The organism is Acinetobacter sp. GW821-FHT09D10 (assembly GCF_059416285.1).
Map to the genome: position 1 here is coordinate 1 of NZ_JBWKOW010000007.1, position 14,080 is coordinate 14,080.

Sequence of the window (14,080 nt, forward strand, 5' to 3'; positions counted from 1 at the left end):
TTCCCATGTGAGAGTAAGTCATCGCCAGCTCATTATTCAAACACCCCTGTCCAATAGGCCAGGGGTGTTTTTTTATGACTAAAGTAATGGGAAAAAGAAGCCGAAAATATTAAGCCTACTTAAGTAGCAATTAATTAACAAAAATATCTAATCGATAAATAAGGTTATTCTGTAACAGGACTTTTTAATAAAAAATCACTTTTTCTTCAGAAAATTTCAAACTGATATGTATGATAAATAGAAACTATATGTTATAAATATTGAATAGGCATGATTTTTGCTTGTTTTATGGAATTTTAAATATATGAAATTATCTGTTGGGTTGAAAGTTGCGAATTCTCTATCGTTAACACCTCAATTGCAGCAGGCAATTCGTTTGTTACAACTTTCTAGTTTAGAGCTTGAACAAGAAATTCAGATCCAACTAGATAGTAATCCTTTACTTGAAAAAATAGAAGAAGAGTCATTAATAGAAAGTCTGTCTACATTAGAAAGCAAAGACTCAGATGACTTAACAACTGAATTAAATGCAAACCATTTACCTGATGATTTACCAGTCGATACAGAGTGGGATGATATTTATACTCATCAATCGACGGCTTTGGCTACTCCAGAATTTGAAGAGCGAGAGGATAATCGCCAAGTTCAATTATCTTTAAAAGAACATATTCTAGAACAAGTTAATCTTCTGCACTTTTCTAAAATAGATCAATTAATTGCTTACTGCATTGTTGATGCATTAGATGATAAAGGATTCTTGGATGCTGAATTAGAGGAAATCATTTTAGCATCACAGCAATTATTGAATGAAATGGATATCGAGGAAGAGATAGAGGAAGATGAAGTTTTAGTTGTTTTAAAACATATTCAAAGACTTGATCCATTAGGAATTGGTTCGCGTAATTTAGCAGAATGTTTAAAGATACAACTCGAATTTTTATCGAAAAACGTTGAATATTTAAACGAGGCAAAAAGCCTATTGCAATATTATGAGCTTTTAATAGCAAATGATCTAAATAAATTACTCAAGCAGACAGGTCTAACGAAAGATCAATTGAAGTTTGCAATCAATCTTTTAAAAACATTAAAACCCTATCCGGGTATGGACTTTGATAAAGAAGAATCAGACTATCAAATTCCAGATGTGGTGGTTTCTAAAAAAGATTTACACTGGCAGGTTCAACTAAATCCAGATGTGCTGCCTAAATTAAGAATTAATAGTTTTTACTCCAGTATGATTCGTAGAGCAGATCAAAGTGAGGACAATTTATATTTACGTAATCAGATGCTTGAGGCAAAAAACTTTATTAAAAGCATTGATGAAAGACATAAAACGCTATTAAAAGTAGCATCTTGTATTGTTGAACATCAAAAAGCTTTTTTGGAGATAGGTGCTGAAGCAATGAAACCTTTGGTTCTTCGAGATGTTGCTGAAGAAGTGGAATTGCATGAATCTACAGTTTCTCGTGTAACAACAAATAAGTATATGCTTACTCCACGCGGCCTTTTTGAGTTGAAATATTTTTTCTCTAGCCATGTAGGCACAACTGCTGGAGGGGAGGCTTCTTCTACTGCAATTCGTGCAATGATTAAAAAACTTGTAGCAAATGAAAATCCACGTAAACCCTTGTCAGATAATGTGATTGCTACATTATTAAAAGATGAAGGGATTGAAGTAGCGCGACGTACCGTCGCAAAATATCGAGAATCGTTACATATTCCTTCATCGTCTGAAAGAAAAGTCTTGATCTGAATTTTGAAGTATGGCTATTCTAGAGATTCATTATGACGAAATAATGAAATTTCAATTTCACCAAGAGGAGTAGCTAAAATGGTTTAGTTGTCCTAAGTTTCTTTTTGATAACATTAAATCGTTTTGGTTCTTCTTTAGATAACCTAAAAAAGGTGAGGGATAGAATTATGCAAATAACGATTCGTGGTCATCATTTAGCAATTACACCAGCTATAGAAGAAAATATTAAATCAAAATTTAATCAATTAACGAAACACCTAGATCAGGTGAACAGTATGCAGATTAAATTAACAAAAGATCATCAAATTGATAAGCGCTCTCATAAGGGCAGTTCAAATCATGTTGCAGAGGCTATTGTAAGATTGCCGGGGATTGAGTTGTTTGCTCAGGCAACTGCTGATGATATGTATACTTCAATTAAAAAATTGACTGAAAAATTAAAAAGACAATTATTAAGATATCGAAAAATGCAATGTACTTATTCGCAAGTTACTGTTTCTATTTAATAAGTTTTTTGAAGTTAAGAGAGGCTTGAAAGATAGCCTCTTTTTTATTGATAAAATATAAACACGTACTGAATTCTTGGAAAAAGTTATAGTAAAATACTCCGTTTTACCCCTTAGGTTGTGTCAGAGGTCTTTGCAATGAATAGTGAACAGCTCACTCAAATTTTAAAAGAAGCTTTCCCTGTAGCGGAAGTGGCGGTGAGCGGACAGGCTGGAAAATTTGACCTCCGTATAGTGGATGATCAATTTGAAGGTAAGCGTACAGTGGCTCGTCAACAATTAGTTTATGCACCATTAAATACTTATATTGCAAGTGGGGAAGTTCACGCGGTAACAATTCGTGCAATGACCAAAGATGAATGGCGTAAAGCAAGCCTTTTCGGAGCTTAAATATTAATGGATAAATTTTTAATCACGGGTGGTGTTAAGCTCGAAGGTGAAGTGCGCATTTCTGGTGCTAAAAATGCGGCTTTACCCTTACTTGCTGCAACTATTCTTGCAGACTCTCCAATTACAATAACCAATGTTCCAAATCTTAAAGATGTTAATACTTTGGTAAAGCTAATTGGTGGATTAGGGGTAACGATTGGCTATGAAAATGACACAGTAAAAGCAGATACCTCTACTTTAGATAATCAGTTTGCACCTTATGAACTGGTAAAAACAATGCGCGCCTCAATTTTGGTTTTAGGACCATTATTAGCACGTTATGGTAATGCTAAAGTCTCTTTACCAGGCGGTTGTGCGATTGGTTCAAGACCTGTGGATCAGCATTTAAAAGCTTTAGAAGCTTTGGGTGCACATATTGAAGTTGAAAATGGTTATGTCCACGCTTCAGTTGATGGTCGCTTAAAAGGTGGTGAAGTTGTTTTTGATATGGTGACTGTTGGCGGTACCGAAAATATCTTAATGGCAGCAGCATTGGCAGACGGTGTTACAACTATTCGTAATGCAGCACGTGAACCTGAGATTACTGACCTTGCTCAAATGTTAATTAAAATGGGCGCAAAGATTGAAGGTCTTGATACAGATACTCTTGTTGTAACTGGCGTAGAAAGTTTACATGGCTGTGAATATGCCGTTGTTGCTGATCGTATTGAAACAGGTTCTTATTTAGCTGCCGCTGCAATTACGGGTGGACGTATAAAAACAACTCATACGGATCCGGCATTGCTTGAATCTGTTCTGGATAAGTTTGAAGAAATGGGGGCTGAAGTCACTCGTGGTGATGACTGGATTGAACTTGATATGATGGGTAAACGTCCTAAAGCTGTAAGTTTTAGAACTTTGCCACATCCAGAATTCCCAACTGATATGCAAGCACAATTGATGGCAGTAAATGTTATTGGCCGTGGATTCGCGACAATCTCTGAAACGATCTTTGAAAATCGTTTTATGCATGTTCCTGAGTTATCACGAATGGGCGCTAATATTCAGGTGGAAGGTCACGATGCTGTGGTAACAGGAGTTGAAACCTTACAGGCAGCGCCTGTTATGGCAACAGATTTACGTGCTTCATTCTCTTTAGTTCTAGCTGCTTTAGTTGCAGAGGGAGATACATTAATTGATCGTATCTACCATATTGACCGTGGTTATGAACATGTCGAAGAGAAGCTTCAAGGTTTAGGTGCCAAAATTAAGCGAGTAAGTTAATGAATGATGTAAGAAACGATGATCCTAATTTTGATGTGATGGGTAATTTTGATCATGGTTTGACCTTGGCATTGAGTAAAGGGCGTATTTTAAAAGAGACGTTACCTTTATTGGCTACAGCGGGTATTAATTTACTCGAAGATCCAGAAAAGTCTCGTAAGCTCATTTTCCCTACTACGCATAAGCAAGTACGTATTTTAATTTTACGTGCATCTGATGTACCAACCTATGTAGAAAATGGTGCAGCAGATATAGGTGTAGCGGGTAAAGATGTGTTGATGGAACATGGTGCTCAGCATGTCTATGAGTTACTTGACCTGCAAATTGCTAAATGTAAGTTAATGACTGCTGGTAAAGTAGGCATGGAGCATCCAAAGGGTCGTTTAAAAATTGCCACGAAATATGTCAATCTTACACGTCAGTATTATGCAAGCTTAGGTGAGCAGGTTGATGTTATTAAGCTCTATGGTTCTATGGAGCTAGCACCTTTGGTCGGTTTGGGTGATTACATTGTAGATGTGGTTGATACTGGCAATACTTTAAGAGCAAATGGTCTTGAGCCATTAGAAGAGATTTGCAAAGTATCTTCTCGATTAATTGTAAATAAAGCCAGTTTTAAACGTAAACAAACTTTGTTAAATCCAATCATTTCACAGCTTGAACAAGCTGTTCAATCGCGTTAAAAGCAATTTCCCATCATGCTTTTGCAATAGTTAAGCCAGATGATGCCCACAAGCGCTTAGAAAAAGAGTAAACTTACTTTTTCTTTTTTCGCCTTGTGGGTAAATTGATGCGACGTTTATCGACTCAAGATCAGAACTTCAAACAGGTTTTTGCTGAGCTTTTAGCATTTGAAACCGTGAATGATCTTAATTTAGTGCAAACAGTAGATCAAATTATTGCTGATGTTCGTCAGCATGGTGATGATCATGTTTTAAAGCTTACTCAACAGTTCGATCGACATCCTGCGCATCAATTTTCAGATTTAGAATTATCTCAAGAACAACTTAAAACTGCTTTTGATAATTTAAGCCCCGAGATTCGTGATGCTCTAGAGTTAGCCGCAAAGCGTATTCGTACATTTCATGAAGCTCAGAAACAAGATAGCTGGACTTATATAGATGACTTGGGCAATACATTAGGGCAAAAAGTTACGCCTCTAGACCGTGTCGGTATTTATGTGCCAGGTGGTTTAGCCTCTTATCCATCTTCAGTTCTAATGAATGCTGTACCTGCTCATGTTGCGGGTGTACCTGAAATTATTATGGTTGTTCCAGCACCGAATGGTGAGTTAAATCCATTGGTTCTTGCCGCAGCTTATCTTGCGGGAGTTAGCCGAGTATTTACCATTGGGGGGGCGCAAGCTGTAGCAGCTTTGGCTTATGGTACTCAGACAATTCCACCTGTAGATAAAATTACTGGTCCAGGGAATCGTTTTGTAGCCGCTGCTAAACGTGCTGTATTTGGTCAAGTCGGCATCGATATGATTGCTGGACCTTCTGAAATTTTAGTATATGCAGAAGGTGAGAATAATGCAGATTGGTTGGCTATGGATGTTTTATCACAAGCTGAACATGACACTGTGGCTCAAGCTATTTTTATAACTCCAGATGAAGCTTTGCTTAATGCAGTCGAGTTGGCAATTGAAAAGCATTTAAATGAATTGCCAAAGGCAGATATTGCTCGGACTTCAATTGAAAACCGTGGTGCTTTGGTATTGGTAAAAGACCGTGCAGAAGCAATTGAGTTGATTAATCAGGTTGCACCAGAGCATTTGGAACTGTGCTTAGATGATGCCGAAGCGATGAGCGAAGATATTCGTCATGCTGGAGCAATTTTCATGGGGCGTTATACACCTGAAGCAATCGGTGACTATTGTGCGGGCCCAAATCATGTATTACCGACATCTGGAACTGCTCGTTTTTCTTCTCCATTAGGCGTTTATGATTTTCAAAAACGTTCGAGCCTAATTATGTGCTCGAAAGATGGGGTTAAAACCTTGGCTAAAACAGCAGACATATTAGCAGTTCAAGAGAATTTAGATGCCCATGCACGCTCAGCACGCTATCGTTATCAATAAGCTTATAAACCTTGTAGTTTTTTAATTATTACTCAGGGCTGATTTTCAGCCCTTTTTTGAGATAAGACGATGACTTTATCTACAGCACAAATGCGCTTTTGGAGTCCAGAAGTTCGTGAATTAGAGCCTTATGTTCCTGGTGAACAGCCTAAAATTCAGAATTTATTGAAACTTAATACGAATGAAAATCCATATCCGCCATCACCAAAAGTAGTTGAAGCAGTTCAAGCTGTTTTAACTCAGCAAGCTGATGCATTACGTTTATATCCAGACCCAGATGCTACAGCTTTAAAGCAAGCAATTGCTAAACAACAGAATATTGAAATTTCTCAAGTTTTTGTGGGTAACGGCTCAGACGAAGTACTTGCTCATATTTTTAAAGCATTTTTCCTTCAAGACGAACCGATTCTTTATCCGGATATTACTTATAGTTTTTATCCAGTTTATAGTCAGTTCTTTGGAACAAAAACTAAAGAAATTCCACTTAATGAGAATTTCGAGATAGAAGCTAAGGACTATATACAACCAAATGGTGGGATTGTTATTACAAACCCTAATGCACCAACCAGTATTGCAATGAATTTGCCAGATATCGAGCAAATCTTAAAAGCAAATCCAGATCGGGTGGTGGTGATCGATGAGGCTTATGTTGATTTTGGAGCAGAATCTGCAGTGGGTCTTGTAAATCGCTATGAGAATTTGGTTGTTTGTCAAACAACTTCAAAGTCTCGTTCATTAGCTGGTTTGCGCGTTGGTTTTGCAATCGCTCAGCCACATTTAATTGCAGCGCTTGAAGCTGTCAAAAATAGTTTTAACTCATATCCTATTGACCGTTTTGCAATTGCAGCCGCGGTAGCTTCTTTTGAAGATCAGGCTTATTTTGAAAAGCAACTTCAGAGAGTTATTTCTAGTCGTGAAAAGCTGGTAGATGACTTAACTGCTTTGGGCTTTAAAGTTTTACCTTCTAAAGCGAACTTTATTTTTGCTTCACACTCAGTCCATGATGCGGGTCAACTCGCACAGCAATTACGTGAACAAGGTATTATTGTGCGTTATTTCAATAAGCCTCGTATTAATCAATTTTTGCGTATTACAGTGGGTACTGATGAGCAGAATATGCGTTTAGTGCAAACGTTAAAACAAGATATTCTTTAAGTTTTAATCTGCTGTGCTGTTCATCAAGTTCAGCATAGCAGAGATTTTATCAAGGCTTTCTTGATATTCTGCTTCTGCATTTGAGGCAATCGTAATACCACCACCCGCCCATAAAGAGAGCTGATTCTGATATTGTTGAAAGCTCCGGATAAGAATATTCCAGCGACCGGTTCCATCAAAATTGAAGTAACCTAATGTCCCGCAATATGCACCTCTTGCTTCTTCTTCTAATTCTTCAATAATTTGCATTGCCCGAATTTTTGGAGCCCCTGTAATTGATCCTCCCGGTAAAGCAGAGAGCAACATTTGCATAGGGTTGATATCATCTTTAAGAGTCGCAACAATCTCACTGACCATATGATGGACTTGATTAAAACTTTCAATCTCGAATAGTTTTGTTGTTTTTACAGAGCCTGTATTGGCATAAATGCTCAAATCATTACGTAATAAATCAACAATCATGACATTCTCTGCCTGATCTTTTTGCGAGTTTTTCAAAGTTTGTTTAGAAATAAAATCTTTTTCAATATTCTTATATCGAGGCATAGTTCCCTTAATCGGTCTGGTCTTGATTTGTTTATTTTGATTGAACTCAATGAAAAGCTCAGGGGAACAACTTAATAACTCAAATTGATCTAATTTTAAATAACCTGCATATGGTGCATTAGTAAGATTCCATAAATCTTCTGCTTTATTTAATAATGACCCTGTGAAAGAGGTTTTAAATTCTTGGGTTAAATTAATTTGATAACAATCACCCGATTTAATATATTCTTGTATTTTATAAAAGGCCTCAAAATATTGTTCTTTAGACCATCTTGGCTGAATAGCATTTTTTAATTTAAATGTATTTTTAGAATTATTGACAATAGGAGTCTCTAATTCTTTTTCAATATATGTGAAGAGATCAAGAGCATTTTCTTCATCGCTAAAAAAATACCAGTCATTATCTATATATTTTAAAAAAGAACGATATTGGCCTAAGAATAAAGATGGCTGTATATGATTCTGACCGTTAATAAATTGATGTGCTGCAAAATCATAACTAATAAAACCAATATAGCCACCGTTAAAACTTGTTATCGATTCATTTTCTTTTAAATTATTTTCTTTAAGTTGAATAAAATCTAATAACTGATTCGATTTTGATATATTTTTATATTCATTAAAATTTTGACGCTGGAAAACTAAATTATTTTTATTTTGAATAAGAATGTATTGTTGAGGAAGAAAGCCAATAATAGGATTGTTATTGTCATTTAAATAAATGAGCCCAGTTAATCCTTGTAAATTTTTTAAAATCTCGGCAGAATTTTTACCATTTAATGAGATTTTTTTCTTTAACTGAGACATTTTTGAATAAGAGAATAGTTAATGAGGGAAATATTAGTTTACTACAACTTGTGGATCGTCAGGGAGAAGACTTATAGGGGAGGTGTTTTTTGCTGATAAAATAGTCGAATTTTAGTATGGGATTGGGGGATATTGGGAAGTTAAAAGTGGAATGAATTGAGCGTACCGTTTGTCGGGTAGTTGGCAAAAAATGCACAACACTAGTTGAACAAAAAGTAACGTAGATGTAATTTAGTAATTGCTAAGCAAAACTACTCAAGGATTGGAAGTTTCGGTTGCTATATAAAGAAAAATGCAACTTGAGACAATGAGAGTGGTTAAAGTCAAAAAATAAATGCTCTTGGGAGAGTGCTCAATGAAAATGTTCACTAAACTTGCTTTAGTTTCTTCTTTAGCTATCAGTGCAAATGCAATGGCAATGCAGTCAATGGATGATGCTGCACTGAGCGCTGCTACAGGTCAGGATGGTATTAATATCGGTATTGCTTTAGGTACTGGTGGTATTTCTATCGATAAATTATATATTCACGATAACGATGGTTTAGATCCTGCTACAGGTATTACTGGTGCTGCAGCAACTGCCGGTGCAATTACAATCACAGGTACAACGGCAACAGGTGGTAAAGCGATCACTCTTACGCAGGTAGATGCAACAAAGAACCTATTAGATCTTAAAATTGATAGCGTTGGAGCATCTGGTGGAAATGGCGCATTTTTAAACGTTGCTGCAAATGTAGGTGCAGTTAATGTAAAAGTTGGCTCTATTGGTGTTGGTAGTTCTGGTACTTTAAATGAAACAACTGCTGTACGTGGTATTACTGAAGCTGCTCCAACTGAAATTCTCACAGGGTTAGATTTATCTTTAGGCGCAATTTCAGCTAATGTTCAGTTAGGTGCTACTCCACAAGGTGCAATGATTAAAGTAAATTCAAGCTTACAAGGTGGTTTGACACTATCTAACTTGGGTATTAACGATGCTGCTGGCGGTGGTAAAATTGTTCTAGACAAAGTAATGGTCCGTGGTGCTGGTAATACAACTGGTAACTTAGATGTGAATGCAGATATTTCTGTTGTACCAACTGGCTTGAAAATTCAAAATAATAGTACTCAAGGTATGAATGTTTATGCACAAGGCATACACTTAGGTGCTGCGGGTAATGCATCAATTGGAGATGTTGAAATCCAAGGTATTAATGTAGGTACTTCTACAATTACAATTTCTGGTCACTAATTTAGAAAGTTTAAAATTAAAAAAGCGCGTTTAATACGCGCTTTTTTTAATTGAGGTTTTAATTAAATTTTTCTTAAGAATTAATAAAATTACTATATGTATATTAATTATATTAAAAGTGCTCATAGTTAAGAATGAGAGCTAATTAACAGTTTAGTTAGACTAGAACTATGCGTTCATCAAAAAGATTAAAAAAAAGCTGTTTTTTACAAAAAAACAAGGTATCTTCAAGTCACAGGGATGTAGAGCTATTGCTCTAAGAATAAAATGAATAAGGCCAGTTAGGCCACCATTTAGACCAAGTGCTTATGTTAGAGATAGTTTTAGGCTCAGCATTGATGTATTACTTTGCGACAGAAGCCTTCGAAATAGAAAAAAAGCCGCCGGGAACTGTTTATTACACAGAGACTGCCGATTCACGTAATTTATCTTTTCGCCGAAATCATATTGAGCCCGTTACGATTAGACCTGCGATAGAGGATCAATTTCGCGGTATTGTTCGACAAGCCTATGACTATAGCTGTGGTTCGGCTGCACTTACCACTTTATTAAATGGCTATGTGGGCACTAGTTTGACTGAGCAGCAGACCATGAGCGGGTTGCTTCAGTATGGTGAATATCAACGGATTATTGAACGCCGCAGCTTCTCATTACTTGATATGAAGCGTTTCGTGACTGCTATTGGTTTGGATAGTGGGGGATATCGTGGAGAGTTCTCTGATTTAGTTAAATTAGGTCAACCCGCAATTGTTCCCATTTCATATGCTGGATTTAAACATTTTGTCGTATATAAAGCCTATAAAGATGGACGAGTCTATGTTGCTGATCCTGCATTAGGGAATATCAGCTTTGATGAAAATCGCTTTAAAGAAATTTGGGATAATAATACTTTATTTGTTATTTCTGTTCCTGAATCGCAACGTAAAGACTTATTGGCATTGAAAGATGCAGATATGCGTCATGTGGAAGATGCAACTGTTAACCGTTATGCTTTTGTTGATGTGCAATATCCGACATTTAATTATGACCGTTTAGCAAATAAAGCCTCAACAATGCGACGGGTTTTGGATAATGACAGCCATTCTTCAAATTATAATCAGCCGATAGAAACTTATATGCGTCTTTACTACAAACGTAAGTAATGAATTTTTGATTTAGTAAAATAAATAAATTGGGTGGAAGGAATATGAATAATCGATGGATGAAGATGAGTGTATTGGCCTTAAGTATGAGCGCCATTACAGGAACAATCTATGCAAAGGATCAAGTTGCACAAACGGAAGTCCAAAATACTGCTGTTGTTTCTGAAACGAATACAGCATCAGAAGTAATGCCAGCCACAGATTCAGTTCAAGAAGAAAATGTAACTCCGTCTACAGACGTGGTAACTAGTGATCCTGTAACAGCAAATACTGGAGCGAATCAAGCGGCCACCGCTTTGCAGAAAAAAGAAGGCGATGCGAGTCAAGAGACAAACTTACAAGAAGTATTTACCTCGAATGAACGACAATATTCATTAATTAAAAGAGGGGAAATTTCTACATATTATGATCTCGATTATACCTATTATCGCGACAGTATTTTGGATTTAGCACTAGCTGATGATAACTCTAGTATTAGTCGATTAAGTATTAGGGAAGATGCTCAACATACTTTGACCAACAGTTTTACAGCACAATATGGTGTTTTAGATAATTTAACACTTTCAGCAACAGTACCTCTAGTTGCTAAATCTGATATTGCTAGTGATTCAACTACTGCAGGATTGGGTGATATTTCTCTAGGTGCACGTTGGGAACCTTTCCCATTGAAACAAGGACGTTTACCTTTAGTCCTGTTTGGTAGTGTATCTACTAAAACTGGGGATAGCCCATATGAAGTTGCCCAAAATGAACTTTCAACTGGTAAAGGTTATTACTCTGTAGGAGTAGGAGCGAGTACTCGTAAGTACATCGATCCAGTTGTTTTATTTGCATCTGCCTCTGCCAATTATGGTTTTAAAGAGACTGGTTTAAATCAGGTACGTGGTGGTGGTCGTGTTTTAGAGTCATTTGATCCTGGAATTAGTGGCGGGTTCTCTTTCGGTTTCGCCTATTCATTTAACTATGACGTGTCATTAACCATGTCATATCAGCAAAGTTTTAACTTAAATTCTGAGTTTCAGTTTGAAAGTGGTGAATCATATCAGTCGCCAGATCAGAGTAGTGCGGTGATGGCTTTTGCTTTGGGGGTACGTGTTTCACCTGACACGATTGTTAACGGTACAGTTGGTTTTGGTTTAACAGAGGATGCACCAGATGTTTCACTTGGTTTATCGTTCCCGCTAGATATTTTAGGTTTGCGCAAAAAATAAAAATAAGGAGATAGGCAGGTGAAATATCCTAAATTATGTCCTCTAACGGCGGCAATTGTGATATCCGGTGTTTCTAGCCTTGCCAATGCTCAATTAGGACAAAATCTAGCTGTTGATATTCGTTCACTATCGATGGGGAATGCTGTAACGGCAGATCCGCCAGGGATTAGTGCAGTTCATTTTAACCCAGCAGCATTAGCTAAGATTGATGGCCTGCAAACCGATGTACAGGGTATCCTAGCTAATTTTGATATCCAGCGAGAATTTTCAGCGCCACCTGGTTATAACGTTTTTGGTTATTCAGATGATCCTCTGGTTTGTAATGATGGTCCGGAAGTTACTGCTAATATTTGTACAGACTTTAAAGGGCCTGTACGTGGTGATGTTGAATATGCCAGCTTATATGTGCCTATTCTTAAAAAAATGGTTGATTTAGGAGCTGGTTATCCACTCGTTGCTCCTACAGCAGGAATTTCCTATAAGCCTCCAGGTTCGAAAGTAACCTATGCAACAGCAGTATATGCACCATTGGTAGCAGGTTTTGGTGCAGAAAATGGTAATGCTGGTAACTATATGGGGCAACAAGTTGCTGTAGAGCGAATCACATATTTATCCCCATCTTTTGGTTATCAAGTTAATGACCATTTATCAATTGGTGCTTCAATTGGAATGTCATATAACGCACTAGCATTAAAAACAGATCTTCGTTTTCCGAATGAGATGATTGGTGTCTTACGCATGGTTGATGAAGTGGTTTGTGCGCCATTTAAGAATAATAATGACATGATTACTGATCTATTATTATTTGGGATGTGTAATGCTCAGGAAGGTATGAACCCATTTAATAAAATGGGAGCCTTACAAGTTTCCATGGAGCAGTCTTTAAGTCCAAGTTATAACTTGGGCTTGCTGTGGGAGCCGACAGATGATTTTGGCTTCGGTATGGTCTACCAAAGCTCAGCCAAGATGCGTATGAAAGGCAAATACATGATTGATAATGCTAAAGCGCCTCAAGAATTGGTACGCGGGCTGAACTCATCTGCGACTGGACAAATTTTAGCTCGAATTCTAGGCTTACCTGGGTATGTACCTGATATTGAATCAGGTTTAGTAGCTATGGATTTAGAATATCCTGCACATTTTCAGGCAGGTATTAAATATAAGATTTTACCAGATTTACAAGTAAACTTTGATGTTGGATGGACTGATTATTCAGCATGGGATAAATTTAAATTTGAGTTTGATCGCCAGATTTCATTACTTAAAGTTGCAAAACTATTATCTAATGATGTGACAGATAGCTCTTTAGCATTGCCATTAAAATTTACTTCACCATGGAGTTGGGGAATCGGCATCGAGTATTCGGCAACGGATCGTTTAAAATTACGAGCAGGTTATGAGCCCCGTGCTAGTGCTATTCCTGATGACAAACGTAATACCATGGTTCCAATTAATAATGCGCAATTGTTTGGTTTAGGATTGGGGTATCGTTTTGATACAGATACCGACCTAGACCTTTCAGTTGGTTTTTTGCGCAGTCGAGATAATATTCCAGCATGTACGAGTACTTTATCGAATAAATGTGGTGTTGATAATATTTTATTAAATCCTTATGCTGGTTTGGATGTAAAAACAAATACTAAAATTACAGTGCTTGGTTTGAGTTACAGAACAAAATGGTAAGACAATATAAATGGATGTTTCGACCTAAATTTGCTATTTCAATTTTATGTATTGCGATAGCAAATGTTTCTATATCTTATGCAGACGGTTTCTATACGATTATCGGCCCAGATGGTCGTCCTATGATTGTGCCTAGTAAAAGAGTTGATCAAAAAAAACAGTCTATCCCTCAAATAAAAATACAACCTCAAAATTCATCAGATAAGACGGTAATTCTTCCTGCTCAAAAAAATTATAAAGAAAAAGAGCAAATTAAAGATTTACCGAAAAAATTAGAACAACAAGTAGAAAATAAATTAAATACTGCACCAAC

12 protein-coding genes and 1 pseudogene are annotated in these 14,080 nt (G+C 36.8%); 12 read left to right on the forward strand and 1 reads right to left on the reverse strand.

Going from position 1 to position 14,080, the window contains the following annotated elements; all coding sequences use genetic code 11:
* The first annotated feature begins 304 nt into the window (after positions 1-304).
* The 7 genes from AC07M3_RS14845 (at position 305) to hisC (ending at position 7,147) form a co-directional block, all read left to right on the forward strand.
* Positions 305-1,753, forward strand: coding sequence for an RNA polymerase factor sigma-54 (locus AC07M3_RS14845; protein WP_494567641.1), 1,449 nt, complete (start codon positions 305-307; stop codon positions 1,751-1,753).
* A 167-nt stretch (positions 1,754-1,920) separates the two neighbouring features.
* Positions 1,921-2,259, forward strand: a complete 339-nt coding sequence (gene hpf / locus AC07M3_RS14850; RefSeq protein ID WP_049838342.1) for a ribosome hibernation-promoting factor, HPF/YfiA family — start codon at positions 1,921-1,923, stop codon at positions 2,257-2,259.
* A 138-nt stretch (positions 2,260-2,397) separates the two neighbouring features.
* On the forward strand, positions 2,398-2,649 hold the full coding sequence (ibaG, locus tag AC07M3_RS14855) for a BolA family iron metabolism protein IbaG (RefSeq protein WP_004794487.1): 252 nt from the start codon (positions 2,398-2,400) through the stop codon (positions 2,647-2,649).
* A gap of 6 nt (positions 2,650-2,655) precedes the next feature.
* The gene (gene murA / locus AC07M3_RS14860; RefSeq protein WP_092711078.1) at positions 2,656-3,912 is read left to right on the forward strand and encodes a UDP-N-acetylglucosamine 1-carboxyvinyltransferase; all 1,257 of its coding nucleotides are present in this window, start codon (positions 2,656-2,658) and stop codon (positions 3,910-3,912) included.
* Entirely contained in the window at positions 3,912-4,595 is a 684-nt protein-coding gene (hisG, locus tag AC07M3_RS14865) for an ATP phosphoribosyltransferase (RefSeq protein WP_003655841.1), read from the forward strand. The genes murA and hisG overlap by 1 nt, the downstream gene beginning before the upstream one ends.
* A 107-nt stretch (positions 4,596-4,702) precedes the next feature.
* Entirely contained in the window at positions 4,703-5,992 is a 1,290-nt protein-coding gene (gene hisD / locus AC07M3_RS14870; protein WP_005043028.1) for a histidinol dehydrogenase, read from the forward strand.
* Between the two features lie 69 nt (positions 5,993-6,061).
* The gene (hisC, locus tag AC07M3_RS14875; RefSeq protein WP_494567642.1) at positions 6,062-7,147 is read left to right on the forward strand and encodes a histidinol-phosphate transaminase; all 1,086 of its coding nucleotides are present in this window, start codon (positions 6,062-6,064) and stop codon (positions 7,145-7,147) included.
* Between the two features lie 3 nt (positions 7,148-7,150).
* On the opposite strand, the gene AC07M3_RS14880 is transcribed toward hisC, so the two are convergent.
* Entirely contained in the window at positions 7,151-8,500 is a 1,350-nt protein-coding gene (locus AC07M3_RS14880) for an anthranilate synthase component I family protein (RefSeq protein ID WP_494567643.1), read from the reverse strand.
* Positions 8,501-8,855: 355 nt separating this feature from the next.
* On the opposite strand from AC07M3_RS14880, the gene filA reads away from it, so the two are divergent.
* From filA to AC07M3_RS14905, 5 genes and pseudogenes are all read left to right on the forward strand, one after another.
* Positions 8,856-9,731, forward strand: a complete 876-nt coding sequence (gene filA / locus AC07M3_RS14885; RefSeq protein ID WP_427962689.1) for a putative pilus system protein FilA — start codon at positions 8,856-8,858, stop codon at positions 9,729-9,731.
* 308 nt (positions 9,732-10,039) lie between these two features.
* Positions 10,040-10,873 (forward strand): putative pilus system C39 family peptidase FilB, encoded by an 834-nt coding sequence (filB, locus tag AC07M3_RS14890; protein WP_494567644.1) that lies wholly within the window; start codon positions 10,040-10,042, stop codon positions 10,871-10,873.
* Positions 10,874-10,917: 44 nt separating this feature from the next.
* Entirely contained in the window at positions 10,918-12,084 is a 1,167-nt protein-coding gene (gene filC, locus AC07M3_RS14895; RefSeq protein ID WP_309953874.1) for a putative pilus system protein FilC, read from the forward strand.
* Between the two features lie 18 nt (positions 12,085-12,102).
* The gene (gene filD / locus AC07M3_RS14900) at positions 12,103-13,767 is read left to right on the forward strand and encodes a putative pilus system OmpP1/FadL family transporter FilD (protein WP_231761884.1); all 1,665 of its coding nucleotides are present in this window, start codon (positions 12,103-12,105) and stop codon (positions 13,765-13,767) included.
* A pseudogene (locus tag AC07M3_RS14905) lies at positions 13,761-14,080 on the forward strand (putative pilus assembly protein FilE); the annotation flags it as partial. The gene filD and the pseudogene AC07M3_RS14905, both read left to right, overlap by 7 nt.